The organism is Paenibacillus sp. CMM36 (genome assembly GCF_053570945.1).
This window is the reverse complement of sequence record NZ_JBSEDY010000001.1, coordinates 127,491-152,950: the sequence shown is the minus strand read 5'-3', so window position 1 is coordinate 152,950 and position 25,460 is coordinate 127,491. Positions and strand designations below refer to the sequence as shown.

Genomic DNA, 25,460 nt, shown 5'->3' with positions numbered 1-25,460 from the left:
TGGCGGTATGCATACGGTCTGGAAAGGCGCGATCAGCTTCGGGCTGGTTCATGTGCCCGTTAAAATGTTTTCAGCTACGGAGGATAAGGACATTTCCATGCGTTACATTCACAAGGAGTGTGGAAGCCCACTTAGCTATGTACGAAAGTGTCCCGTTTGTGACAAGGAGGTCGAATGGGAGGAAATTGGAAAAGGCTACGAATATGAAAAAGGAAAATTTGTCATGTTCGACAAGGAGGAACTGGAGCAAGTTAGCGGACAAGCGGATAAAAATATCGTGATTTTGGATTTTGTTGATTTGCAGGAAATTGATCCGATTTACTTTCAGAAAACGTATTATTTATCCCCGGATCAGGCCGGCTCCAATGCGTATAAGCTGCTCATGAATGCAATGAAGGATACCGGGAAAATCGGGATTGCCCAAATCTCCATCCGCTCTAAAAGCAGCTTGGCGGCGATTCGGGTGTTGGATGAATGTTTGGCGGTGGAGACGATGTTTTACCCCGATGAAATTCGTCCCATTGCTCAAGTTCCTAACTTACCGGGGCGGGAAGAGGTTAAAGAGAAGGAGCTGACCATGGCCAAAATGCTGATTGAGCAGCTATCTACACCTTTTGATGCAGCCAAGTATACGGATCAGTACCGCGAGCGTCTGCTGGACCTCATTCAGCATAAAGTGGCTGGTGAAGAGGTGCGAATCGCCCCAACCCAGCCTCAGACCAATGTAGTAGATTTAATGGCCGCCCTTCAGGCCAGCATCGAGGCAGTGCAACCTGTCGTTACCGATCCCGGTCCTGCTGCGAAAAAACGCCCTGCGCGTAAACCAGCAGCCCCAACAGCACAGCAGGCGGTGGCAGGCGACAACCTCTCTCCGACTCCAGTCAAAAAGAAAAGAAGCACTGCCAAACGTAAAGAAACTTAAGCTGAGTTACAGAAAAGTCTGGTTAAGGGGTGGCGGTGACACTGCTTTGATACGATAGTAGCTGACTAAACGCCCCCCGCTCCTCTTGTTCCAGTTGGCGGTAGTTCCCCTGCTGTATGACCTCGCCTTGATCCAGTACGACAATTTGATCCGCATGTCTGATGGTTGACAGGCGGTGAGCGATGACAATCAGCGTCATTTGACCTTTCATCCGTTCCAGTGCTGCCTGAATTGCGGCTTCATGTTCACCATCCAGCGCACTTGTCGCTTCATCTAATATAAGTATCGGAGGATGATGCAAGATAGCCCGTGCTAATACTAGCCGTTGACGTTCTCCTCCAGACAGACGAATCCCGCGATCTCCAATGATCGTGTCCAGCCCTTCGGGCAGTCTGGATACAAAGTTGTCTGCTGCTGCAAAATGTAACGCCTCCCATAGCTGCTGCTCACTAGCATCCTTATCCGCCAGCATCAAATTTTCGCGGACAGTCGCATGAAATAAAAATGGGTCTTGTGACACGTAGCCAAACGACTGCCGCCACTGGGGCAATAATTCGTCGCCCAGAACAAGCCCGTCTATTGTAATCTGCCCCCCTGTTGGACGTAAAAAACCCATCAGGACATCGACCATTGTACTTTTGCCTGCTCCTGATTTCCCTACAATGGCTGTCATTTCCCGGGCGGGTATGAACAAATTAATATGACGCAGTGCAGGCTCTGCTGCACCCTCGTAGCGATAATCCAGATGGCTGCATTCAATCCCCTGACGAAGGGACAGGGGTTGCCGTTCAGATGCAGATGATAGATTGACTACCGATGGATCGGATGGAACGCGAGTCTCAGAGGATGCAAGTGCAATCAATGACGGATCTGTGAAAGCTTCGCACTCCTGTTGCACCTTGGTGACACTTTCAAAAGCGGAGATCATAGACATGATGTATTCCAGACTCGCTTGAATAAGAGCAAATCGAGGCCATAAGCGGGAAAATATAAGAATCAGCACAATCAGTTTTTCAGGTGTAACATGCAGCCACTGCAGCGATATAAATATGACACAAGCGACAAAAACAGCTGCCACTGCACGATGAAAAAACTGTGTGGTCGCATTTTTCCGGACAAATTGAGTCGTATTATCCTCCATGCGTTGCGTCAGGGAGCGAAACCAATGGATATTCGCCGCTTCCAACAGATTGCTTTTTATATCTTTCATACCGTTCATGTGATCCGTAATTCCAGCAAAATAAACCTGTGACAGTTCAGTCGTACGATCACCTAATTGTTTGGCATTTCGAATGGAGCGGCGGAACACGACAAACAGCCCCAATCCACTCAGAAATACCAGTCCGGTTAAAGAGGGGGATAACCAAAAAGCCAGCGCAATCTGGATCAGCGTAAACATGACGGCTGTAGTCAGTTGAAGAAGCAAATTCGTCCCCTGACTGACACGCGCCAGCTCGGTCGTCATCACATGGCTAAAATCAGATTTACGCTGACGCAAATAAAAGGCCCACTGCGCCTTCATAAAGGAAGTGTACACGTCTATTCGAAGAGAACGCATAAAACGCTGCTGAATCCGCGAATTCAGGATGGATTGGTAACGCTGAAGCAAAGCCTGCCCTGTAAGCAGCACTACAAAAACCATCAACATCCCCGGCAATAGCCAGCTTTTAGGAACGAACGGCAAAAAATGATCCAATCCATCAGACAGAAATGGCATCCCTGAATGACCGACAAATACGCCGATGGCCGCCAGCATAGGAACAAGCATATAAATGCCAAAGCCCTCCAGTAGACTGACAATGATCATACACCCAATATTGAGAAATAACGCACCGCCGTTCACGCTATACAGCTTTGTCATATATAATCGCAGGTGAACCATAATGCACACTCCTTATTCAGGACTTTGCAAAATTCGATCCCAATCGCTCCAAAGTGCATTATATAGACGAACTAGACCATTTCGATCTATATATTGTTCATTGAAAGCCGCTTATTGGATTTTCACAAAATCCTCTATCGAGTCAGTGCTTTGAAAATCGCCGCTTCAGCCAGAGAAATGGACGTAAAGGGATATACAAAAAATGCAGCTGGCGAGGCAATGGAAAAACGCTCGAATCGCCCGTAGAAGGAAACAAACGGCTGATGAGATACCATAGTCTGTGTCTTGGCTCTTTTAAGGAAAGCAAGTAAGTGCGGCTGACCGGCTGATAGACAGCCCTGTTTTTGGTCATGACTTGGCTGGAGGCAGCAGCTGGAGTCATCGGGGCACAACTGGCAGCGGTGCTCATCGGATTATGATTGTCGTTACTGGCATCTTCCGTGATGCTAGTAACGCCACGGGTGGCAAGCATGGCTGCTTCGCCAGAGGTACTGCATACTGAAGGACCGCCACCTGGAGGGGCGGCCTCCGCTTGCTCCGCCAAGGCTCTGCTGTGCAGCAGCTCTGATGGAGCAAGCCTACCTGTACCCGACCCGTGGGTGATCGGGTACAGTGCGGGTACGCTGGCCTGCATGAAGGCCAGCGCGCTCAGCGCGAGCCTATGCGCCTGCCGGGTAGCCGATACCGGACGCATCGGCTCCGGTATCGGCGTACCCAACAGCGCAGCGGCGAGTGCCCAAGCCTGCCCGCCAGCAGGCAGGCCCCCGTAGCGGCGCATCATCGGCAGTAGCGCCTCCCAATCGACAGCACATATCGCAAGCCTGTCGATGTCAACCAGCCAGCGCAGCCTGAACCAACCGTGACGCGCACCATGCGCACTCAAGTACAGAAATTGATGCTCGCTGCCAAGCGTATACATACAGGACGTCATCACAGTCCTGTTGTCGGCAGATCCCAACGGTACCTGCCGAATGGCTCCTGCAGCTTTGCCCTTTTTCCGGCAGTTCCACAGCTCGTTAAAAGAGGGTTCCCCACCCCCATCCGGGTGAAGCCGCCAATGCAACTCTATCTCTACCCGTTTTTGCGGATGTAAATAGGATGCATGATGGTCCTTCCATTTCCAACTGCCAAGGACACGCACTTCTCCGCTCTTGGACGAATATCCAGCTTCCTGCATCCAATGCTCAGCCTCATCCATATCGTCAGGGGCAATGAGTAAGTCTATGTCCTTGGAAGTACGCAGAGAAACATCCCCGTATAATTGCTGCGCCAGAGCAGGCCCCTTCAACATAAGCACACGAATTCCATGAGCTATGAGCAGCCTGGTCAGACGCTCGGCTTCTGCTTGAAGATGGAGCATGCGAAGCGTGTTTCGATGATATTGCGCCTGAAGGTTTCGCAACAATTCTGCGGGAATGAATGGATGATTCAATGTTTTTAGCTGGAGATACACCGTAGGTACCACTCGATGGTGCTCGGTCAGACGTAAAAAGCGGACCCAATCCATCTCACGCAGCTGGGTAGCAGCAGTCGTATCCTGCCAATGAATAACGTCCTTCCCCAATAGAGAGAGTAACAACGTTAATTCTTGATCCTCATTCCAATTCGCAAGTTCCAAAACAGACTTGGTGGGCATGCATTCTTCTCCTTCGTGTCTCATCGCATTAAAGTAAAGAACTACTTTTATCTTCCATATTCTTATTTGTATCCATCACAGCACGTCTTCCGAATATCCCCACCACCGTAAATGCTTCCATCTCCCGTTTCCCCGTAACATAAATCGGTCCGCTACGTACCCATGCATGTGCAGCCAAGCGTCCAGCGGCATTTTTGGCTGTACCCAGATACAGCGTGCAGTCCAGTTTCCTGCGCCCCAGCAACGTCATCGCCGCAGCGGCTTGTACAAGACAACTACTACGCCAAGGAGTATAACTGCTTGCCAGCTCTACAGCGTGTGAAATCTGCTGAATGGACTTCTCTTGCCCAACGTCACACTGCCATGGGGTTTCTTCCATACGTATGCCCCAAGCCCTTGAGTAATCCCAAAAAGAACGACGCTGGCGCAGCCTCGCCCATCCCAGCTCCAGCCAGGCTTCCGGCAACAATCTTCTGACTTCTGGAGACAGGAGAAGAAGCCGTTGTATCCGCATGTTATACCGGCTCCCGTAGAAGCTTTAACAGTCCTTCCCGCTCCAACTCAGCCACAAAGGTATGTACCTGCTGTCTGCACTGTTCCTCGTCCACCTCATATTCGTTCGTCAGGACAGTTACGATATCGCCAAGTGAAGGACCGGATTCTGCCAGTTCCCAGATTCGTCCTCCTGTGTAGCCTAAATTGTAATATTTACCAGTGTTAATGCTCATCATCACTTTTTCTCCGTCCATATCACTGACGTAGACCTCTTCATTGTAAATGACGCGATAATGATCCTTAGCTGGATTAGTGGCTGCCATAACTCTTTTCCTCCTTACGAATGAGTTCAAGTACCCGTTGTACAACCTCGGACGCAGTAAAGACGGAACTATCCCTCAGCAAGCGCCAGCCCTCCACTTTCCGAGCCATCCTAGCCGCTGTATCAAACGACCATTCACTCAAACCCATTCGCGGAATAATCACCCTGCGATATGTATGTTGTAGTAATGTATGCAAGCACTCCAGAACGTTCAAGGGCTGTTCCGTAACCGACACTAGCTCCCCTTCGCGCATCAACGCACGGGTTGGAGAATCTGCCACCAGCTCGAATACGCCCCCTAAGGGCAGCGGATCGTTATAAAAATCATCTACAGCGGGTACGGCATATTTATTCAGCTCACCTGCAAGCGTACGCAGATCTGTGTATTGTGGCATTACAGAATTGTCGTCAGTTAGGGACTGTATGTGCTTTCTTTTGCGTACATGCTTGTTCTCCCGTAAAGCCTCCAGTTGGAGCAAGCTTTCAAGCCCCAGCTTTTGCTGCGGATAAGCTGGATACACAATGGCAGAGGAACCCGTAGCTTTTACAGCAATCACGTCATCACTAACCATCTGATAACCTGCCTGCCTAAAAACAGCAGCCAATGTCGATTTCCCCGTACCCGATTCACCCACAAATGCGTAGGCCCTCCCCCCGATGACGACCGCACTTCCGTGAATAGGTAATATTCGTCTTTGCATCAGCAGAACACCCATGCATGTACCCAGCACAAACAGCCGCACGGTGTCAGGATCAGCCCCAGAGAATATACTTACCTCGATCTCCTTGCCTTCCCTGACGGCATAAATGGCCGTGCCCGGTATTCGGAACATAAATCGCTCATCCAGCATCACAAAATTGGCCTGCTCCAGCTGACCACTCCATGCAGTCAAATCAGCCTGTCGAATGACTACATCCTCTACCACTCCTGGTGCTGCCAGCATCAGCTCAGGCAGATTCAGCTCACTCGCAATCCTGAGTCCAAAGGCCGTATATTTCGCCCAACTGACATTTGCACTCCTGTCATGCACGTAGGACTCACTCCTCTGTCTTTAAAAATCCCGTCTTTATTTCTTGGGCAACACCTCTAACCCGAAAGAAATAAAGACGGCTGTATATTGAATACGAGTCCAATGGATCATGCTATTTTCGTTCATTCAATCGTTATCGGCCCAGTTGTCTGGCTTCCAGTCCAACATTGGCTGCATGTATAACATGTATAACCATCTATTAGCTTGGATTATAGATATCGGCATCGTGGTCGGACACCCAATCAATCTGTCTCCAGCCTTTACCCGCCATGGTCTGGCTAATATCCAGCACCTCTATCGTCGGTTCCTGCCATTCTTTTTTACTCATTTCATCACCTCCCCTCCAACGAATGGCGAACTGTCTGACCGAACAGATTCGATCAGTTGAATCTACAGAGAAAACGGTACACAATCAGGCTATGCATGAGTAGTCTTATATTCGGATCAGACGCCTGCTCAGGGCCGGGGTGGTGAAGTTTTGCCATAGCCGTCTTAATAAACTCAATATTGAGATATTCGGCGGCTCGTAAATCATGACACATCAGTTGAAGCTCCCCCATAAACGTATCCCAACAAGGAAGCATACGATGTAGCCAATCTGCAGGCTGCACGCCGCGTACCCGCTGGTTCAACCGAACATCATCAGGTAGATGATCACGCATGGCCGTACGAATGAGGGCACGGTCCCGACCGTTTTGTACATACTGCTCAAAAGGCACCGATAAGCAAAAGCGAATTACCCGGCTGTCCCCGGTCGGATCACGTTCCCATAGGCCGTAACGTAGTGAAAGTTTGGTCGCGACCACACCATTTTTGTTGGCAATCGCCAAATTTGAGAACTTCTCTTTTCTCGTCTGATCGGCATTTTTCATCCAACCTGTTCCGCTCAATACAGGAATATCTTCTACATTCATCCGTTGGGCAAACTCTGGGTGAATCAGTGAAGGAACGGGACTGCGATGGCCACGCCGCAGCCATAAACGAGGTTCAAGTGAAGTCGCTTTCTTCAACATCACGGGGAGTAGATGAGACATACGCCTGCCCGTAAGCTTGCTGTACCGCCTCAATCCCTGAAAGGATTGCAACCAGTGCAAATGACGAAACTGACGGGCATAATAGTCCAGTGCAGGGCCCCACGATACGGAAAAATTGCCTCGTGCCCCGGTCAACAGTACACCGACATTGTGTTCCTGCGCTTTTTCATAAAAACCTCTGATCCAGAAGGAGTTTTCAAAATATTTGTAGGGAGCCTCCATCAAATCCAGCCAAATATCAATTTCTGAAAACGGACTTTTTCCCTCAAAATCCATATAGTTCTCGTGAATGTTGCCCACATAGCGAGCCGTAGAATGAATGTAGCTTCGTTCGTTCGCCAGCAATGTAGGCGGTGTCCAGTCTGTAAAATCTTGAACAGGCACATAGCTGTAGGCATGTAGCGGCTTTTGTTGCAAGTGCAGCGCTGGCGCGGCAAAGCTGGCAACCGCTCCGGAATCCAGCCCTCCGCTCAAGGCAGCCCCTACAGCGCGATGCGTCCGTAATCGGGCAGTGACCGCCTGTGTGAACACCTCGTGGAAAGCTTCTATGTACTCACCTCCTGTTTTGAGCCGCAGTGGCTCTACCTCATCCAGGCATGCATATTTATGAAGGGTTCGCTTCCCCTCCTCCATAGTGAACCAATGTGCAGGAGGAAGCTGGTTGATATGCTTGTAGGCGGTCGTCCCGATATCGACGGATTCCTGCATGGTGCGGATGGACAAAAATTCGGCCAGCCACGGTTCATGCAGTTCTTTTCGCAGAGAGGACAGGGCCAAAAGCGGAGCGACTACCGTGCTAAACGCGAATCCTCGGTCATGTTGGTAGATGTACAGCGTACGATGGCCTGTCATATCTCGAGCACCATATAATCGATATTCCTTGGCATCCCAAATGACAAAGGCAAAATCACCTATCAGATAACTGGCTGCCTCCACTCCCCATTTGTCATATGCCAGCAAAATCAGCTCGCTGTCCGTGATATCTTGCCGCCGTTCCTGCTCAACTCCCAGCCGTTCAAACAGCTCGGAACGATTGTCAATAATCGCATCCGCCGTGATTGCCAAATCTCTTAGCTCATCATAAAAGGGAAGACGCTCATGAACAGATTCCGGGGTCACATACTGGGCATGACAACCCAAAAAAATAGAGCCTTCACACCAAGCGCATACGCGGTCAGCGGGATATTTCCGCAGGGCCTGCATCATTTTCCCGCCTTCTTCGGTGCATACAGACTCATGCCCAAAGCTATAGATTCCGGCAATCGCACTCACGTTCTTCCCCCTTTTTCTTTTCCTATACTTGATAATGCTACAGACGCCAAGTACCTGAGTTTACGGGCCAAGAGGCTGCGAGATCGGAGACCTTGATGTGGGCGTTGATAGCTTTGAAGCTGAGCGATAAGACGGTTCCGCTCCTCATAGCTATGTGCCAACCTGTTTTCCAGTGATTGGATCCGTCGATCGTTCACGCTCTGGTCCACATGCATCCATGTCGGATCTTGGGGTGGAGTATGATGGATTGCATTTGTCATGAGTTCTCTGTTATCTGTATCCTGTTCTTCCAGCATCCGATAAGCTGCCTTCCATTCAAAGCCGCTTTGCTGGAGGAATTGTTGTGTACGTCGACTCAGCAGCTCCATATCTGGCTCATCTTCAAAGCGAACTCCAGTCATCTGTTCAGCCTGCTCCAGCGCTTCCGCGTAACCAAGTTGCTTAAACATGCGGGACCCAATGCTTCTGCAATACAGCTCAATTTCCCTTTTACTCAACACATGTTGCCAGCTATGTACCGAATCCTGATGCGCCTGTTCATGCTCTCCTACGAATGGATCGCCCGCTCCCATACTATAAAAAAGACTGGATTTGGGCGTATCCGCGAAGTCTCCGTACTTTTCCATTCCCGCTTCATAATGGATTCCTAGAAAACCGCACAGCTTCTCAATCTCCGTCGTTGGATTGGATACGAGCTGTTCGTACCTAAGCGGGTATGCAAGTGAATGAGGTGCAGCAAAATAATGAGCGTAACGGAACAAACCAACCGTAATATCCGTCATTTTCATATTAAAATGCGGACTCCCCAGTTCCTCCAGTAGTTGAAAACGTCCGTTCCGTAGCTGATTGACCTTTTTGAATGAGGCCACAATGGCCAAAGGATTTCGGATAAGCCACAACCTGCGGGCAGCAGGGAATAAACGGTCTATAAATTCCAGCACCGTATAGTAACGCGGGGATTTGTCGATAAGCATATCTGCTGTTGTTCCTTGAAGCAAACCATTATATATTTCAAGTGCATACGAACGGGAGGCCTGCTCCAATACGTCGGAGGGGACCATACCTTTAAAAAATTGCCGGAGTATCCCTGTTCCTCCATATGGGCGTGCATGTGACTGCGGAAGATCATATAAACTGAGCAGAAACCACATTTCCTGCGTGGCAAACAGGCGGGAATGGTTTTGCAAAATGGCGGTAAGCAACGAGCTTCCACTCCGAGGGACACTTAACAGGAATACCAGCCCTCCGCCTTGCTTTTCAATCAAGCAAACTCCTCCTCTACCTCTGCTCAAGACACTTTAATAGATACATATCGTATTTTTATTATAAATTTATGATACATAATGTATCTTGTCAATCCTTTTGATGGATAAATTCAGCACTTCACGTTCATGTTAAACCCTATGTAGATCTAAAAGCTTAACAATCAGCCTGTAAATAAAGATTTTGCTGCATATTAGCCAAAGGAGGATAGCACAATGGGACAAGCTGTTAAAGGTACTATTACCATTGAAGGTCAGGAAATTCCTATCACCAACCCGGATAAACCGCTGTGGCCTGAAGCAGGCGTGACTAAGGCGCTGTATCTTCGCAAGCTCGCGGTACTGGCTCCCTTCCTGCTCAAATATTGTCATCATCGTCTGCTGACCGTCATCCGCTGGCCACATGGGATTCACGGTGATTTTTTTTATCAGAAAAATGCCCCACGTCCTCGGCCGGACTATATTGAAACCGCCCTGCATGATGGCATTGAATATATCGTGCTCGGCAAATTGCCACAACTCCTCTGGCTTGGTAATCAAGCTGCGTTGGAATTCCACCCCTCTCTGCACGAAGCGGGAAACAAGCTGCCCTGTGAATGGATGATTGACCTTGATCCATCCAGAGAGGTGGAGCCACGTATTATGGAGGCAGCCTCTATTGTCGGTGAAGTACTGGCTTCGCTTGGTTTGGACTCCGTCCCCAAAACATCCGGGGCCACAGGTGTACAAATTATCGTTCCGATCCGTACAGGCATAACCTTCGACGAACTTCGCAGCATCGGGCTATTAGTCGGACAGTTTGTGACAGAAAAGCACCCGCATCTGTTCACACTCGAAAGGTTAAAGAAGGATCGTGGAACAGCCATCTATTTTGATTATTTGCAGCATTATCAGGGGAAAACTCTGGCCGCTCCTTATACCCCGCGGGCACGCCCCGGCGCTACGGTCTCCACTCCGCTAACATGGGAAGAGGTACGGCAAGATGTATCACCACTTGACTACCATTTGCTGAATATTGAGGAACGACTAAATCGGGTAGGCGACTTGATCGACAAGGTTCCTCCCCAACCTGTAGAAGACGTCCTCAAGCATATGCGCACCAAGGCACACCGAACCTGATCCATGCTTGGAAGAATAAAAAAGGGGACGAACCCCACAGCCATTAGGCTGAGAAATTGTCCCCTTGCGCTAGTGTATTCCTTTTTTCTTAAAGCGTCCGCCCTTCACATCGTGAATGTTACCGATCGCAACGAAAGCGTGCGGGTCCCAATCTTCAACGATGCTCTTCAGCTTCGCTTCCTCCAGTCGGGTGATGACGACGAAAATCACTTTCTTGCTTTCGCCTGTAAAGCCACCTTCACCTTCCAGATAAGTTACGCCCCGTCCAAGACGATCCGTCAGGGCATCCCCGATATCACGGTATTTGTCACTAATAATCCAGACCGATTTGGACTGATCCAGACCTTCAATCGTAATATCAATCATTTTCATGGCGATATAATAAGCAATCATGGAATACAGGGCATTTGGCCAACCGAACACAAAACCTGCACTTCCCAGAATGAATATGTTAACGAACAGTACGATCTCACCGACCGAAAAAGGAGTCTTTTCACTGACGAGAATAGCTACGATCTCTGTTCCATCCAGCGAACCGCCGGACCGAATCACAAGACCCACCCCAACACCGAGAATGACGCCCCCAAAAATAGCGCCGAGCAGCGGTTCACCAGGAGTCAACGCACTTACATTGTGAAGTAACGCGGTTCCAATGGACATAACGACGATACCGAATAATGTGGATAAAGCGAAGGTTTTACCAATTTGTTTGTAGCCGATAAGTAAAAATGGAAGGTTCAACAGGGTCAGGAAAATACCGAGCGGATAGCCAGTAATCTTGGAGGCCATAATGGAAATACCTGTAACGCCTCCGTCAATAACGCCGTTAGGAACCAGAAATATTTCCAATCCCACTGCCATCAGAGCTGCACCAACTACAATCATGGCTGCACGCTGAAACAGGCGTTTTACTTTGTTCTTCGGATTAGCTGGAATTTTGCTGATCTTGGTCAACTCTCCGGTCACATCTGTAATCTCAGATAAACTTTGGACTTCCTTGCTCACTACACTCATATATAAATCCCCCCGTTACAGTATGATATATTGGACAAAAAAGGGGCTGCTATCCGCAGTCCCCTATTCTTTACCGCGCTATTTATATAAATAGTATATCACAAAACTGTGATTTCGCGCAAAAAAGTTAGCAAAGAGCACATAAATCACAATAAAGCGGGATTATAGCGATAAAAACGGCGAAAATCGCCTTTATAGGAGTGGAGAGAGCATGCGAGTTAGAATTTCAGCTGTTTTCTGAGATCTAGGCCGTCTGCGGAACACGTTTAAATCTATGCGTGAGGAGTTGGAAATGTCCTCTACAAAATCTGCCGAAAGCCGTTCCAGCGCTGAATTAGCAAAAACTACAGCGGTCAACTCAAAATTATAGAAAAAGCTGCGCATGTCCATATTGGCGGTCCCGACCGAGCCGAGTAAATCATCGACAATCACCACTTTGGCATGAATAAATCCTTTTCGATATTGGTAGAACTCCACCCCTGCCTCCAGCAGTTCCTGTACATAGGACAGAGACGCCAAATGAACTAACTTCGAATCGGACTGATAGGGAATAATAATTTTCACATCTACGCCACTGACTGCCGCCAGCTTGAGCGCCTCATAAATGCCCGGATCGGGAATAAAATACGGCGTCGTAATCCAAATCCGCTTTTTGGCAACTGTGAGCGCCCCAAAGCACATTTCCTGAATCGTATCCCATACCTGATCGGGACCGCTGCTCAAAATCTGTACTTCCTCATCCCCGGTACAGGTATGTGGAGGAAATAAATTCACATCCATCAGTCTCTCCCCTGAGGCCAGCTTCCAGTCACTAAGAAACGCATTTTGTAGAAAATAGACGCTATCTCCTTCAATCTGCAAATGCGTATCCCTCCAAAATCCTACTTTGGGGTATTTTCCGAGATAATCGTCGCCTACATTAATCCCTCCTACAAATCCAACCATGCCATCTACCACCACGATTTTCCTGTGATTGCGATAGTTAATCCGGCGGTCCAGTGTGGCGAAAAACGGAGGTAGAAAATAATGAAATTCCACTCCCGCCTCACTACAGGTGCGAATAAAGGAATAGGGTAAATTGTAGCTCCCCACACCGTCTACAACGAATCGTACTTTTACTCCCTCACGTGCCTTGCGGATCATGACCTCTTGAAACTTTCTTCCGATTTCGTCGGCCCGAAATATGTAAAACTCCACATGGATATGATGTTGCGCATGTTCCATCGCTGCCAGCATGGCCTCGAAGGCTTCTTCACCGTTCGTCAGCACACGTGTGCGGTTACATCCAGTCAACGGGTTTTCCGACATACGAATTAACTGGTTAAACAGGCGCTCCTGATGTTTGAAATGAGGATTATGCATTTGCTCCACATGTTCAATGACCTTGGATTGCGCCCATAGACGCTCGCGGAATTCACGAAACAGCTGCGATCCCCCTTTTCGAACCACTTTACGCTTCTGATAATCCTGTGCAACAAAGTAGTACACGACAAAGCCAATGAGCGGGAAGCAAAACAAAATAAAAAGCCAGGCTACCGCTTTGGACGGCTTGCGAAATTCAAAGAGCAGAATCGTCCCGGTCTGAAAAATAAAAACAATTAAAACCAACAGCAACCACAGCATGTCTAAGCCTCCTTATATATCTCAGGATTTTGCAAAATCCTCATCTACGTTTTATACTAAGCTCCAATTTTTTTTGACATGTTTGCCTCTTAAGCTGAATAGATAGTAACCAAGCACTATAGGAGCGATGTCCGGAAAGGAGCGATTATGAAAAAAGGAAGCCTAAATCGCCGGATGACCCTGCTTGTTATTCGGGATGCACAGCAACCGCCCAAGCAGCTACAATGCTCTACAGCCGCTGTCATTCTCGTCCCGACTCTTGTGATCGCGTCTATCTCTACGCTCGTGATCGGGCTGCAAATCCGTTCTTCCCATATTATTTCCCAAATGGAAACGAATCTTGCTGTCCAGAGTTTGCAGATGGAGGTCACGGTAGCGGACAAGGATGCAGCCATTGGGCGACTACGGCAGGAAGTCATGGAGCTGACAAATCAAGCCACCCATATTCGTGAACGCCTTCAGCGCGTAACAGAGCTGGAACAGCAAATGCAACAATTCATTCGTAAACACGGAAACTCATCTGCCACAAGTAACCATAAAAAGACCATGACTCCGCTCTCCTGGGATGCTTCCGGCCATATTGGGGGTGAGCTGATCGCAGTACATGAAAATACTGCCTTCCTAACTCGCCAGGCAATGGATGATTTTCAGGAGATCGAATCTCTGTTGGACACGGTGGAACGTACGGTTCCTCGCTCTATTCAGCAAGCAAATGCCGTCCAGCAAAATCTGGAGCGCAAACAAGCCGCACAGTTACTCCAGACTCGTAGGCTGGCTCTTGCCGTGCAAGGGAAACCCTCCGTTTGGCCTGTAGGTTCACGGCGAATGACCTCCAGCTTCGGCTATCGCAGCGACCCTTTTACGGGTAGATCTGCCTTTCATTCAGGCGTGGACATTGCCGGACAAACCGGTGATCCTGTCTATGCAGCAGGAGCAGGCACCGTCTTGGAGGCTGCTTCTAGTGGAGCCCGCGGCAAGTGCATCATCATCCAGCATCCTGACGGACTCCAGAGCTGGTATATGCACCTGAGCGGCATGCAGGTGGCTCCAGGAGATCGTGTCCACAAAGGACAGACCATCGGTCTGCTGGGAAGTACCGGGAGAAGCACAGGACCTCATCTTCATTTTCAGATCGTCAAGCATAACCAACCTGTCGATCCATTACTGTATGTACAATGAGGATTTTGCAAAATTTTCACAATAAAAGATTGGGGGAAAACCATCATGTTTAAGGAATCCAAAAAAAAGCTCTCCACCCCAGCTATGGATACACTGCTCGCTAATGGCACCAGCTTTGAAGGTACAGTTGAAGCAGAGGCCAATATTCGGATTGACGGTCATTTTCAGGGCGATATCCGTAGCACTCGTACTGTCGTCATTGGAGAATCTGCTGTTGTACGTTCGGACATCTTCGCACAAGACGTCATTCTTGCCGGTAAGGTGTTCGGCAGCATTACTACAGAAGGACGACTGACCATTACGCCGACAGGTGAGCTGTACGGAAATACCGCGACCGCTGCATTGGTCATTTCTGAAGGCGGTGTACTGGACGGCACAAGTCAAATGAACCGAACAAAGGATGTAGAGTTGTCAACTTCTACGGATGAGCCAAACGACGAAACCCAATCTAGTTTCAGCAAAGACAGGGAGGACAGCCAAGCCGCTCTGCAATCCGAAGCAGGGTAAAGTCAGTATATACTCCTTTAAATCCAGTGCATTCTCCATTCATTCCATAATATCCTCCACTCTGCGTTCCAAAAATAATTGGTATACCTTGCGTATGACGATTTTTCCGCACATATACAATGGAATCACCAAAATGATACCCAGAATCCCGAGCAGGTCGCCACCAACTAACAGTAAAATAACGACAGTCAACGGATGAATATCCAGCTGTTTACCAAAAACTATAGGTGACAGCCAATTATCCTGAATTTGCTGTGCAGCAATCACCACGACCAGCGACCAGAGCGCCATCGAAGGTGATTCGAGAAATCCAATAATAACCACGGGTATAGAAGCAGCCACTGCCCCCACATAGGGAATAAAATTAAGGAAAATCGAAATAACGGCGAGCAGCAAGGCATAAGGCAAACCAATAATCAAAAATCCAAGGAACATCATCACACCCAACGCGACATTGATCAGCACCCGACTGACGATAAAGCTGCTGAGTGCACTATCGATATCTTCCATAACCTCCAATGCGTCCTTGTGATATTTTTTAGGAAAGAAGTTTAGCATTTTAGGGCCAAACTTGCTCCCTTCCTTCAGCATGTAATAGAGCAATATGGGAAAGGTAGCCAATACGATAAAAAAGTAGGACACGAACGATACCAGCTTTACCGAATAATCAGATAGCGTCGAAAAGGCTTCGTTCAACGTATCTGACAGTTGTGACAGCGGGTCTTCACCCGGAGGCAGCACTTGTCTCAAGGATTGATTATGCCGCCATTGGCTCAATTGATCAACCAGACTTTTAATGAGCTTCGGCGCATTTTCAAATAAATTGGTTACTTGATCACGCAGCGTAGGCCACACACCCCATGAGAAAACAAACAATAACACTCCAATGACCAAATAAATCAGCAAGATGGAGATCGATCGTTTGATTTTTCTCCGTTCCATTACATCCACAATCGGCCTTAATAAATAATAGAGGAAAAAAGATAGCATTAACGGTACCACCAGCAAGCTGACCAAGGATACGAGAGGACTAAATATAAAACTTACTTTGGTGCCCAAGTAAATGATGAGTAATAGCATGACGATACCTGTAGTTACACGAAAAAAACGATTATTTTGCAGCATACCATGCGGCCCCCTCTGTTCTATTTCTCTCTACCTCTTTAAACGCAAAATGACCCTATTGATTGATTCTTGCTGAAAATAGATTACAATATACCCCTGCACGCAGAATATGTAACAAAAATGACATAGATACTGGATAAAACAGTGTTAAATGAGGATTTTGCAAAATCCTGAAATAATAAAAGGACGTCCAAATGCTGAGCATTTGAACGTCCTTTGTGTAACTCTAAGACACTGCGATTTAGGTTGAAACATCCCGTTTTACGAAAACCACCCAGGCAATGGCGATAAAAATCACATAATAAGCGGCCAGCACGGTGAGCGAAAAGGTTAGACTGGAACTTACCGTACCCGGCGGCATATCTAGATATTTTTTCAGATCCATATGCGTAAATAGTACGTATTTGGTCCATTCAAAACGATCTGTGCTGAACAAGCCAATAGAGTTATAGATTGTTTTGGTGAACATCATGAACAGCGACAGCCCAATCGCCAAGGCACTGGAACGGAAAACAGCGGACAGCATAAAAGCAAAGGCCATCGTCACGAACAAGGCAATATAGCTATACAAGAAGTTCAACGTTACGTAAGATATCGGATCACTGAACAGCGGAACAGAACCCGCTGGTGCATCCTTGGATAACATCAGCCATGAGGACAGCGTAACCATCAAGATCAAAATGATCGTTCCGAGCAAACTGAACAAAATCACGGATATATACTTGGACAACAATATTTTGCTGCGAGTCCAAGGTCGGATGAGCAGCAGCTTAATCGTTCCCCAAGTAAATTCACCAGCCACCGAATCAGCAGCTACAATGACCGTAAACGTCGTATTGAGGAAAAACGTAAACAACGTCGTCAACGCAATCCCATCCCACACACTGACCTGATCGGAAACCAGGGAGATCAGCATCGGAATCGCAGCAGTGATGACCGCCAGCAACCCCAGCATAATCCATGTGCGCACACGCAGGTAAATTTTCAGATTTTCGTTATGTACCAGCTTGAAGAAATCACCCAATGAACCCGCCTCCCGTCACTTCCAAAAATTGATCTTCCAGCGTACGGGCAACCGGGCGAATCGCATATACTTTAATTCCGTTTGCAGCCAGCAGGCTGTTCATCTCTGCGATCTGTTCCCGCTCCAGGTGAAGCAGCAATTTATTACCTTCAACGCGTCCTGCTCCAGCAAGCGCATAGGCTTGTTCGGCATCATTTACCTCAAAAGCAATTTCCGCCGTCTGCACTTCCTCCCCTGTGTTCTTCAGTTGCTTGATATCAACCAGCCGTCCGCTCTGAATAATGGCTACACGGTCGCACATCAGCTCCATCTCGGACAACAAATGACTTGATACGAATACGGTAATTCCCTCCGTACGGGTCAATTGACGCAAATAATCCCGCAGTTCACGAATACCCTGCGGGTCCAAACCATTGGTCGGCTCGTCCAGCACAAGCAGCTTCGGTCGATGCAAAATCGCCTGAGCTACTCCAAGTCGCTGTCGCATCCCGAGCGAATAGGTTTTTACTTTATCGTGAATCCGGTTTCCGAGTCCCACCAAACGAATCGCTTCATCCACGCGTTCTTGGGTCACCCCAGGAGACATTCGCGCAAAATGCTGCAAATTTTGATAGCCTGTCAAAAACTTGTACATCTCCGGGTTCTCAACAATCGCGCCGACATGGGAAACGGCCTTTTCAAAATCAGTATTAATGCTGTCTCCACAAATATGAATATCGCCCTTGCTGATCGAAATCAGGCCAACCATCATACGGATGGTTGTCGTTTTTCCCGCACCATTGGGTCCAAGGAAACCAAATACCTGCCCCGCCGGAACCTCCAGCGTCAGATCATCCACGATCGCTTTGGAGGAAATGATTTTACTCACACCCTCCATACGTATGACGGGAACCTGTCCTGTCGCTTGCTGCATGCTATGAAACTCCTTCCATCCGGTGTGAAGCTGTTATCCATTTACTGTACATTTCCGGTTTTGGAAGTATTGTACCATATTTAACCTTTTAGAAACACCTCGCAACCTCTATTCCTTGTCCTTGTATATCCAAAGCACCCGCCATTTCTCATCTTCCTGCGTCACATAACAAGGCTGTACGATATCAAAATTACCGAATCGGGTCTTGTAATGCTGAGTGACCGTAATACGGTAAACTTTCCCTAACTCTTCTCCATTCTGATCCGTACGAATGTCATATTCAGTCTGCGGCTCCCCCAGTTCAAACGTGAACGTATCCGTCCCCATATCCTGCATAAAAACGTGCGCACGCTGCTGTACATACGTAGATTTCTCGAATTTCTTTTTTATTTGCGAATGAAAAAGCTCCCATGAACCTCCGAAATTTCCCGATTGCTCCATCGTGTAGAACTCGTTTAGTGCTTCTACCGCTTGATCGCCCTCGCCTGTAGACATCACCCCACGCAGACCCAGCCACAGCAGCCATAACAATCCACCTATGATGGCAAAATATAATAGCTTACGAACGAACGCCGAAGCCGCTCTCCTTCTAAACAGCACACATTGCCCCTCCCTCTGTTGGACTATACCGAATTCTCTACAGATGTATGTGGGACAAGCCTTTTTTAGAAGACTTTAGAAGAAAATAACGGGTGACCTCCCAACAGGGCACCCGCCTACATAAGGCTTACCTAAGGCGATACGGCAGTGGTAAGCCTATGCTTCTCCAGCACTCCATGGATACGCTGGCGTTCCTGTTCATCCACTATGTAATAATACACGCCGTTGATTTTACGCCCATGTCCCTTCAGTTCAACGGTATCCGTCTGCTTGAGGGACGGACCAATCCGGGTCAGGAAGGTGGTCATATCGTCAAAGGTAATGTCTGTGCGAATCTGCTCCCCCGCTGCCTCCAGTATCGGTTTTACCCTCAACAGCCCTTCCTTGCTGATGGACTGGGCAAGAATTTGCTTGAGTAGCTCCCGCTGGCGAGCATTTCTTCCGAGATCCCCACGTGGATCATCGAAACGCATACGGGCGTAGGCCAACGCCTCAGCCCCGCTCAAGTTCAAATTACCCTGTGCAAAATGATGACCCTCATATTGAAAATCAAGTGGATTATGAACCTCGACTCCCCCCACAAGGTCCACCATTTTCGCAAACCCTTCCATGTTCATCTGTACATAGTAATCTATCGGATAGTTCAAAAAATGTTCTACCGTACGGATCGACATATCCACGCCCCCAAAAGCAAAAGCGTGATTGATTTTGTCCTCACGCCCCCTACCGATCAACTCTGTTCGCGTATCACGCGGAATGTTGAACATCAACATAGAGCCTTCGGCAGGGTTAACAGACAAGACGATCATCGTATCCGATCGTCCTGGATCGTGAGACCGCCGATCTACGCCCAGCACCAGCACGGTGAACGGCTTGAACTGGGAGATGGCTGCCGGATTGGGTGTAATTGATCCAGAGTCTGTATCTACGGATCGCCCTGCTCCGCCCGTTGCAAGGGTAGAAACCGCCCCAGGCTGCACGATGCTGCGCGGATGATACATCGCATTCGCCGCTGTTTTAAAAGAATGATACACATAAGCGGTGTAGGCAGTAGCCCCTATGACCAATAACGCCGCAGCCCCCAATGTTATCTTCAGCCACCGTTTCATATGCAGCCTCCCCTTTACGGATTTACTACAGACTGATGACGATCTACATCCAGATTGTTCATCTGTGGCCTACCGACAGAATAGTATGCAAAGACGGATTGTCTGATTTGCTCCTCGCTATACACATTGCGTCCATCGATCATAATAGGATACTTCATAAGCTCATTCAGCTCACCCAGCCCGATTTCACCAAACTCCTCCCATTCCGTCAATAGACACAGTGCGTCGCATCCCTCTGCTGCTTCCCGTGCGCTATCTGCCCACGTTACTTCCGAGCTGTCCAGCAGTCTGCGGAAGTTAGCGGTAGCGATCGGGTCATATGCACGGATTTGCGCCCCTGCCTCCAGCAGCGACTGCATAATATCCAGCGCCGGGGCATCTCTTACGTCATCTGTATTCGGTTTAAAGGCCAGTCCCCATATACCAATCGTTGCTCCTTCCAGATCACCCAGCGCCTCTTTCAGCTTACGAATCACGTTAAAGCGTTGACCCTGATTCACTTCCACCACAGATTTCAGCAGCTTGAATTCATAGTCCACGTTGCCTGCAATTTGGATTAGAGCTTGTGTATCCTTTGGGAAACAGGAACCCCCATAGCCGATACCTGCAGACAAAAAGGAGGAGCCGATCCGCTGATCCAGCCCCATACCGTGTGCCACACGTGTAACGTCTGCGCCCACCTTTTCGCAAATATTTGCAATCTCATTAATAAACGAAATTTTGGTCGCCAAAAAAGCATTCGACGCATACTTGATCATCTCCGCCGAACGGATATCTGTGGTTACGATATTTGTCGTCAACGGCTCGTGCAGTGTAGTCAGCACAGCGGACACATGCGGATCGGAAGCTCCGATGATGATTCGATCTGGCTGTAGGGTGTCTATGACTGCTGAACCTTCGCGCAAAAATTCAGGAACCGAAGCCACACCAAAAGAATAGTTTGTGCGGCTCGCAATCCAATTTTGAATGCGTTCGTTCGTTCCGACAGGCACCGTGCTTTTGGTGACAATGACTTTGTAGCCATTCATGGCGTCTGCCACCTCGCAGGCTGCTTCTTCAATATAGGACAGGTTCGCTTCCCCGCCCGGCAGTGAAGGCGTGCCGACCGCCAAAATAACAATTTCAGCCGCCTCTACCGAAGCTGCCGTATCTGTTGTAAAGCTTAGTCGGCCTTGTTCTACATTATCTTTAATTAGAGCCTTTAATCCCGGTTCATAAATCGGCACCCCACCTGCACGCAGCTGAAGAATTTTGTCCTCATTCTGATCTACACAGACGACGGTATTCCCGAGTGCGGCAAAACAGACCCCCGACACCAGCCCCACATACCCCGCACCTATTACACATAGCTTCAAAGCAACTCCCCCTTTTACATGCTGTCTCATTGCATCCTGCTATTACCGACTTCACTTCTCTATATCTCTTCCTGCAAGCCGATTTTGATAAAGCGTAAGCCGTTTGTTTTGCCGATAAGATTTTAGAAAACGGTATACATATATCGGATTGTTGTAGGCATACCTCTTCCATAATCGCTTCGGTTCGCAGATCAGACGATACAGCCACTCCAGCCCCAGCTTTTGTACCGCTAGCGGCGGTCTGCGAACCTTTCCAGTGATATAGTCAAAGGCCGCCCCTACTCCAATCATCACGCCACGGATGCGGTCTTTGTTTCGATGCATCCATATTTCCTGCTTCGGGCAGCCTAAGCTGACGAATATGATATGCGCGCCGGACGCATTAATTTCATCAATGATCCGCTCCTCCTCATCTGAATGAAGCTCACGAAATGGTGGTGAAAAGCTGCCCGCGATGCGGATTCCAGGGTAATCCTGTCTTACTCTTTCTTTTAAGCTATCCAGCGTATCTGGCGTACTGCCGTAAAAATATATACTCACCTTCGTCTGCGGCGCACGTTCGCACAACTTGAGCATCAGGCTGGGACCATCTACCCGATCCTGACGCTCAAATCCGTACAGCTTGAGTGCCCATACCAACGGCATACCATCTGGAGTACACAAATCAGCTTGAGTGAGCGCTTCGTGGAACTCGGGATGATTCCCCGCTGTGACAATGGAATGCGTGTTGCAAATACATACATAGCCGTCCTTTCGTTCGACTGCCCATTGTTCCAGCGTGTGTACCGTTTCCTGAAACGTAAGTGCTGCAATATCTGCATCCGCAATCCTTCCGACTCTATATTGGGGCAGCTGTTTCATAATCATGCTCCTCCATCGCCTCGCTATATATCGCCATCAGCTGCTTCGCATTCACTTCTTCGGTATAGCGTGCAGCATAGTTTTTCGACACCTTCCGTCTCATAGCTGCATAGTTTTCATAGGCTACTGCGCGGTGAATCACGGTCTTTATATTTTCCAAATCATCATGTTGAAAATGGAAACCCGTCACCCCGTCCTCCACGACTTCCTCCAGTGCGCCGAGCCGGCTGCATAATACCGGAGTTCCAACAGAAAAAGACTCTACAATGGTCATAGGAAATCCTTCATACCAAATGGAAGGAACCATGACATACATGGCCCGGCTCATGCAATCCAGTACCGTGTCTCCATCCTGCTTACCGAGAAACCGAACATCTTCCTGCGGATAAGCAGCGGCCAATTCAGCCTTTTCCGGACCATCTCCAATGATGACCAGTCTCAATCCCCCCCCGATCTTCCAACTGTGACCAAGCTTGCAGCAGATTGCGAACCCCTTTCTCAGCTGAAATCCGCCCCACAAACAACAAATAACGATCATTCGAGTCATACTGGGTTTTCATGGTTTTATGATGGATAAAATTCGGCTTTACCGCGATACGATCAAGTGGAATACCGCTTTCGGCAAATTTGTCCCGTGCAAACTCCGTCAGCGCAATATAGCGACTTACCTTGTGCCGCCATGTACCGATCAGATCGTTGAACTTAATCATCGCTGCTACTGGAATCGTCTGAAGCTGCGAACCTCGATAGCATCCATGACGGATGGAGTGCAGCAACGTGCCGTGCAGGCATTTTTCACAAACCTTATTCCCTCGCATAAAGGTTGCCGCCGGACAAATCAGCCTGTAATTATGCAGTGTCTGGACAACCGGAATCCCCAGTCGTTCACAAGCATGATAGACCGAAGGGGATATAACCGGAAAAAAATTATGCACATGCACGACATCCGGCTTCACCTGTAAAAGCAGCTTCTTGATTCTTTTGAATTCCGGCAGGGACCAGGCCGCCTCTACTGCCAGCTTTGCCATGTTCGCCAGCCCTCTGCTTTGAATGCTGTCGTTATGCACATAGTAATGTTCTATCTCTATTCCTCTGGAACGCAGCATAGCCGATTCTTGCTCAACAACCTTGTCTTCTCCCCCGCTTTGCTGATAAAAGTTATGGATGATCAGCACCTTGCTTACAGGAGGGTTCATCTGTCTGCTGACCTGTTGGCTCACGTGGCTGCCCCTCTTTCCTGCGTTGATTGCATAACGTGGTTAGAATTCTTGGGCTTGACCCCTTGATGGCTTACTATTTCATCTGCGATGCGATCCCACGACATACGCTCGACCGTAAGAAAGGCCTTCTCCGCCATACTTCGTCTCAGCTCACCATTATCCAGCAAAGCGCCTATTCGACCAGACCATTCCTCTTCTGAAAAGCTTCTCAGCATCACTCCGCTCACTCCGTCCTCAATCAAGGTAACCGAGCCCCCGTTTACCGAAGAGATAATCGGCACGCGAAACAGCATACTTTCCAGCAGTACCATACCAAAAATATCGTATTGGGTCGGAAACAGCATCACATCCGCCGCTCCGTAAACCTGCCACAGATGACGTTGCTCCACTCTTGTAAAATGTATAATACTGTCCGTTATTCCCAATTCATGAGCATATGTCCAGTAGCGGTCTGTGTCCGTCTTCCGTCCATTCCCGACCATTAACAAAAGGCAGCTAGGATGCTTTTGGAGCACCCTTTTGAACGTACTCAGCATAAAACGTATATTTCTCCGTTCCTCCAGTACACCAACATACAGTAGTACCGGACGATCACCGATTCGACGCAGCTCATTCGCGACCTCACGGTTTTCCTCACGTTCTCCGCTTATGTCTTCACTGTTGTTGCTGATGTCACTGTTGAATGCTCTCTCTACTTTACTGCGATCTAGTCCGACTCCAATCGTAACCACGTTGTCAAAACCTTTATTCTCCAGATAGCGCTTGGCGAGATCGGATTTGACATAGGTACGGCGTAGAGATTTTGTTACCTTCGGCAGCAGCATAATATCGTACAGTTTGCGGATCAGCGCGTGCGTGTTATCCCGGTATGGGCCGTGATACAACGACAGCTTATCGGGACATTTACGGGAAAGCAGATAGGTCATGATCTGGTTGTATTCTGTAGTAATGACCAGACCATAAGCATCCAGAAAAGAATCTTTGAGAACATCTCTGTAGATGCTGTTGCTTAAGAACTTAAACCCGTGGAGCCAGATAATACGCAAGGTGCATCCTTCGTGACGGTAGACTTGTTCCAGATGGGTTTCCTTACGATCGTTGTAGTAAACAATGTCGCAATCGTAGCCTTTTCGAACGAGTGCTTTGCCCAAGCCGACTTCCTGTAAATTGTATGAGTCCCCGTTCACTTTGCTGGCAAAATTGCGGAGATACAATATTTTTTGAATCATCATCAGGGCTCCTGCCATTTCATATTGAGTGAGTTATGGAGCACGGAGGGTTCAGAGAACGCTGCGCGTTCCATTTGATCTTCCGATCGCTGTTGCAGTGGGATTCCTGGATATATAAAACATTCCGAGGTAGGAATCCCACTGCAAAGGCGAACGCTAGCGCTTCTTCAGATTCAAATGGACCGCTCCGCTGCTGACCACCGTGTCCATAAAGTCACCCCATTTAAAAAAAGGGAATGCTGGGTATGAAGTGCCCTCGCTGCGTGGATACGCGAGCAAATACATGCAGGGCGCTGACCTCGTCGAACAGCTTGTGAGCTTGGTACGGTTATGGCAAGCTCACAAAACAACATGGAACTACTACCGCTAGCTGACCAAGATGCCTTAACTATGGCTAGACTGTCGCCTGTCCAGATTGTTATCCACCGGACCCTGTCACCCTGACAGAGAACTGTACAGAGCATTAATTACGCCGGGATGCATGCCCGGCATAGAAGTTCTAGGCGATAGGGCGAAGCTATCACCAGGCGGCTTTTACCTTCCCCACCCAATAGGCTGGGGGAAATTCTTTTTGGCGGCGGTGGGTAGCGGAGGGTAAGGATTTGAATCTGGAGAAGCGGCAGCGTTCGCCTTTGACGAGGGATTCCGCCCTTTTACAGGGCCTATTCAATCTAGGGAATCCCTCGTCAACAGCGATCGGAAGATCAAATCCGTCCCGCAGCGGAC

Annotated in this window: 22 protein-coding genes and 1 pseudogene; 4 read left to right on the top strand and 19 right to left on the bottom strand. The window is 48.6% G+C overall.

The genetic code is table 11. The annotated features are described in order from the left end of the window. Nucleotides 1-7: 7 nt before the first annotated feature. Entirely contained in the window at nucleotides 8-922 is a 915-nt protein-coding gene (ku, locus tag ACWA2B_RS00695; protein WP_449291558.1) for a non-homologous end joining protein Ku, read from the top strand. Nucleotides 923-944: 22 nt separating this feature from the next. On the opposite strand, the gene ACWA2B_RS00690 is transcribed toward ku, so the two are convergent. The 8 genes from ACWA2B_RS00690 to ACWA2B_RS00655 all read right to left on the bottom strand — a co-directional run bounded on the left by ACWA2B_RS00690 (nucleotide 945) and on the right by ACWA2B_RS00655 (nucleotide 9,859). After that, nucleotides 945-2,804, bottom strand: a complete 1,860-nt coding sequence (locus tag ACWA2B_RS00690) for an ABC transporter ATP-binding protein (RefSeq protein ID WP_449291557.1) — start codon at nucleotides 2,802-2,804, stop codon at nucleotides 945-947. 142 nt (nucleotides 2,805-2,946) lie between these two features. Continuing rightward, nucleotides 2,947-4,440 carry a nucleotidyltransferase domain-containing protein gene (locus ACWA2B_RS00685; protein ID WP_208332459.1) on the bottom strand — a complete coding sequence of 498 codons (1,494 nt, stop codon included), beginning with the start codon at nucleotides 4,438-4,440 and terminating at the stop codon, nucleotides 2,947-2,949. Nucleotides 4,441-4,468: 28 nt separating this feature from the next. Further along, nucleotides 4,469-4,954, bottom strand: a complete 486-nt coding sequence (locus ACWA2B_RS00680) for a lasso peptide biosynthesis B2 protein (protein WP_029516230.1) — start codon at nucleotides 4,952-4,954, stop codon at nucleotides 4,469-4,471. Between the two features lies 1 nt (nucleotide 4,955). After that, the gene (locus tag ACWA2B_RS00675; protein WP_029516229.1) at nucleotides 4,956-5,258 is read right to left on the bottom strand and encodes a lasso peptide biosynthesis PqqD family chaperone; all 303 of its coding nucleotides are present in this window, start codon (nucleotides 5,256-5,258) and stop codon (nucleotides 4,956-4,958) included. Then, the gene (locus ACWA2B_RS00670; RefSeq protein ID WP_449291556.1) at nucleotides 5,245-6,288 is read right to left on the bottom strand and encodes a serine kinase; all 1,044 of its coding nucleotides are present in this window, start codon (nucleotides 6,286-6,288) and stop codon (nucleotides 5,245-5,247) included. Before ACWA2B_RS00670 ends, ACWA2B_RS00675 begins: the two co-directional genes overlap by 14 nt. Nucleotides 6,289-6,487: 199 nt before the next feature. Then, nucleotides 6,488-6,616 carry a paeninodin family lasso peptide gene (locus ACWA2B_RS00665; RefSeq protein ID WP_134902123.1) on the bottom strand — a complete coding sequence of 43 codons (129 nt, stop codon included), beginning with the start codon at nucleotides 6,614-6,616 and terminating at the stop codon, nucleotides 6,488-6,490. 52 nt (nucleotides 6,617-6,668) lie between these two features. Then, nucleotides 6,669-8,594 carry an asparagine synthase-related protein gene (locus ACWA2B_RS00660; protein WP_029516227.1) on the bottom strand — a complete coding sequence of 642 codons (1,926 nt, stop codon included), beginning with the start codon at nucleotides 8,592-8,594 and terminating at the stop codon, nucleotides 6,669-6,671. Further along, a complete protein-coding gene (locus ACWA2B_RS00655; protein WP_449291555.1) occupies nucleotides 8,591-9,859 on the bottom strand; it encodes a sulfotransferase family protein in 1,269 nt (422 codons plus the stop codon). The genes ACWA2B_RS00660 and ACWA2B_RS00655 overlap by 4 nt, the downstream gene beginning before the upstream one ends. A 213-nt stretch (nucleotides 9,860-10,072) precedes the next feature. Here ACWA2B_RS00655 and ligD point away from each other — a divergent pair, with 213 nt between their 5' ends. Further along, nucleotides 10,073-10,975 (top strand): non-homologous end-joining DNA ligase, encoded by a 903-nt coding sequence (gene ligD / locus ACWA2B_RS00650; RefSeq protein WP_340931604.1) that lies wholly within the window; start codon nucleotides 10,073-10,075, stop codon nucleotides 10,973-10,975. A 69-nt stretch (nucleotides 10,976-11,044) separates the two neighbouring features. Here the strand turns inward: ligD and ACWA2B_RS00645 are convergent, their stop codons facing one another. Both ACWA2B_RS00645 and cls read right to left on the bottom strand, forming a co-directional pair. Next, nucleotides 11,045-11,989, bottom strand: coding sequence for a YitT family protein (locus tag ACWA2B_RS00645; protein ID WP_029516224.1), 945 nt, complete (start codon nucleotides 11,987-11,989; stop codon nucleotides 11,045-11,047). Nucleotides 11,990-12,181: 192 nt separating this feature from the next. After that, nucleotides 12,182-13,612: a cardiolipin synthase gene (cls, locus tag ACWA2B_RS00640; protein WP_069011100.1), complete on the bottom strand. Its 1,431-nt coding sequence runs from the start codon at nucleotides 13,610-13,612 to the stop codon at nucleotides 12,182-12,184. Between the two features lie 147 nt (nucleotides 13,613-13,759). On the opposite strand from cls, the gene ACWA2B_RS00635 reads away from it, so the two are divergent. Next, entirely contained in the window at nucleotides 13,760-14,791 is a 1,032-nt protein-coding gene (locus tag ACWA2B_RS00635) for a M23 family metallopeptidase (protein ID WP_029516222.1), read from the top strand. A 45-nt stretch (nucleotides 14,792-14,836) separates the two neighbouring features. Then, entirely contained in the window at nucleotides 14,837-15,298 is a 462-nt protein-coding gene (locus tag ACWA2B_RS00630; RefSeq protein WP_318626969.1) for a bactofilin family protein, read from the top strand. A 39-nt stretch (nucleotides 15,299-15,337) separates the two neighbouring features. Here the strand turns inward: ACWA2B_RS00630 and ACWA2B_RS00625 are convergent, their stop codons facing one another. The 9 genes and pseudogenes from ACWA2B_RS00625 to ACWA2B_RS00585 all read right to left on the bottom strand — a co-directional run bounded on the left by ACWA2B_RS00625 (nucleotide 15,338) and on the right by ACWA2B_RS00585 (nucleotide 24,734). Further along, nucleotides 15,338-16,423 carry an AI-2E family transporter gene (locus ACWA2B_RS00625; RefSeq protein WP_029516220.1) on the bottom strand — a complete coding sequence of 362 codons (1,086 nt, stop codon included), beginning with the start codon at nucleotides 16,421-16,423 and terminating at the stop codon, nucleotides 15,338-15,340. A 241-nt stretch (nucleotides 16,424-16,664) separates the two neighbouring features. Then, complete coding sequence (locus tag ACWA2B_RS00620; protein WP_029516219.1) at nucleotides 16,665-17,447, bottom strand: ABC transporter permease; 783 nt, start codon at nucleotides 17,445-17,447, stop codon at nucleotides 16,665-16,667. Beyond that, entirely contained in the window at nucleotides 17,440-18,360 is a 921-nt protein-coding gene (locus tag ACWA2B_RS00615) for an ABC transporter ATP-binding protein (RefSeq protein ID WP_449291554.1), read from the bottom strand. Before ACWA2B_RS00615 ends, ACWA2B_RS00620 begins: the two co-directional genes overlap by 8 nt. A gap of 108 nt (nucleotides 18,361-18,468) precedes the next feature. Further along, complete coding sequence (locus ACWA2B_RS00610; RefSeq protein ID WP_029516217.1) at nucleotides 18,469-18,960, bottom strand: hypothetical protein; 492 nt, start codon at nucleotides 18,958-18,960, stop codon at nucleotides 18,469-18,471. Between the two features lie 131 nt (nucleotides 18,961-19,091). Further along, nucleotides 19,092-20,069 (bottom strand): LCP family glycopolymer transferase, encoded by a 978-nt coding sequence (locus ACWA2B_RS00605; protein WP_342434951.1) that lies wholly within the window; start codon nucleotides 20,067-20,069, stop codon nucleotides 19,092-19,094. Nucleotides 20,070-20,083: 14 nt separating this feature from the next. Continuing rightward, complete coding sequence (locus ACWA2B_RS00600; RefSeq protein WP_165144669.1) at nucleotides 20,084-21,424, bottom strand: UDP-glucose dehydrogenase family protein; 1,341 nt, start codon at nucleotides 21,422-21,424, stop codon at nucleotides 20,084-20,086. A gap of 51 nt (nucleotides 21,425-21,475) precedes the next feature. Then, a complete protein-coding gene (locus tag ACWA2B_RS00595) occupies nucleotides 21,476-22,285 on the bottom strand; it encodes a WecB/TagA/CpsF family glycosyltransferase (protein WP_209949657.1) in 810 nt (269 codons plus the stop codon). After that, nucleotides 22,263-23,505: pseudogene (locus ACWA2B_RS00590) on the bottom strand (glycosyltransferase family 4 protein). Before ACWA2B_RS00590 ends, ACWA2B_RS00595 begins: the two are co-directional and overlap by 23 nt. Continuing rightward, nucleotides 23,502-24,734 carry a glycosyltransferase family 4 protein gene (locus ACWA2B_RS00585; RefSeq protein WP_340954630.1) on the bottom strand — a complete coding sequence of 411 codons (1,233 nt, stop codon included), beginning with the start codon at nucleotides 24,732-24,734 and terminating at the stop codon, nucleotides 23,502-23,504. Before ACWA2B_RS00585 ends, ACWA2B_RS00590 begins: the two are co-directional and overlap by 4 nt. Nucleotides 24,735-25,460 lie beyond the last annotated feature (726 nt).

What these genes read in the sequence shown, in the direction of transcription:
- ku (WP_449291558.1), top strand. Translation starts at nt 8, where the DNA reads ATGCATACGGTCTGGAAAGGCGCGATCAGCTTCGGGCTGGTTCATGTG.
- ACWA2B_RS00690 (WP_449291557.1), bottom strand. Translation starts at nt 2,804, where the DNA reads ATGGTTCACCTGCGATTATATATGACAAAGCTGTATAGCGTGAACGGC.
- ACWA2B_RS00685 (WP_208332459.1), bottom strand. Translation starts at nt 4,440, where the DNA reads ATGCCCACCAAGTCTGTTTTGGAACTTGCGAATTGGAATGAGGATCAA.
- ACWA2B_RS00680 (WP_029516230.1), bottom strand. Translation starts at nt 4,954, where the DNA reads ATGCGGATACAACGGCTTCTTCTCCTGTCTCCAGAAGTCAGAAGATTG.
- ACWA2B_RS00675 (WP_029516229.1), bottom strand. Translation starts at nt 5,258, where the DNA reads ATGGCAGCCACTAATCCAGCTAAGGATCATTATCGCGTCATTTACAAT.
- ACWA2B_RS00665 (WP_134902123.1), bottom strand. Translation starts at nt 6,616, where the DNA reads ATGAGTAAAAAAGAATGGCAGGAACCGACGATAGAGGTGCTGGATATT.
- ligD (WP_340931604.1), top strand. Translation starts at nt 10,073, where the DNA reads ATGGGACAAGCTGTTAAAGGTACTATTACCATTGAAGGTCAGGAAATT.
- ACWA2B_RS00645 (WP_029516224.1), bottom strand. Translation starts at nt 11,989, where the DNA reads ATGAGTGTAGTGAGCAAGGAAGTCCAAAGTTTATCTGAGATTACAGAT.
- cls (WP_069011100.1), bottom strand. Translation starts at nt 13,612, where the DNA reads ATGCTGTGGTTGCTGTTGGTTTTAATTGTTTTTATTTTTCAGACCGGG.
- ACWA2B_RS00635 (WP_029516222.1), top strand. Translation starts at nt 13,760, where the DNA reads ATGAAAAAAGGAAGCCTAAATCGCCGGATGACCCTGCTTGTTATTCGG.
- ACWA2B_RS00630 (WP_318626969.1), top strand. Translation starts at nt 14,837, where the DNA reads ATGTTTAAGGAATCCAAAAAAAAGCTCTCCACCCCAGCTATGGATACA.
- ACWA2B_RS00625 (WP_029516220.1), bottom strand. Translation starts at nt 16,423, where the DNA reads ATGCTGCAAAATAATCGTTTTTTTCGTGTAACTACAGGTATCGTCATG.
- ACWA2B_RS00615 (WP_449291554.1), bottom strand. Translation starts at nt 18,360, where the DNA reads ATGCAGCAAGCGACAGGACAGGTTCCCGTCATACGTATGGAGGGTGTG.
- ACWA2B_RS00605 (WP_342434951.1), bottom strand. Translation starts at nt 20,069, where the DNA reads ATGAAACGGTGGCTGAAGATAACATTGGGGGCTGCGGCGTTATTGGTC.
- ACWA2B_RS00595 (WP_209949657.1), bottom strand. Translation starts at nt 22,285, where the DNA reads ATGAAACAGCTGCCCCAATATAGAGTCGGAAGGATTGCGGATGCAGAT.
- ACWA2B_RS00585 (WP_340954630.1), bottom strand. Translation starts at nt 24,734, where the DNA reads ATGATTCAAAAAATATTGTATCTCCGCAATTTTGCCAGCAAAGTGAAC.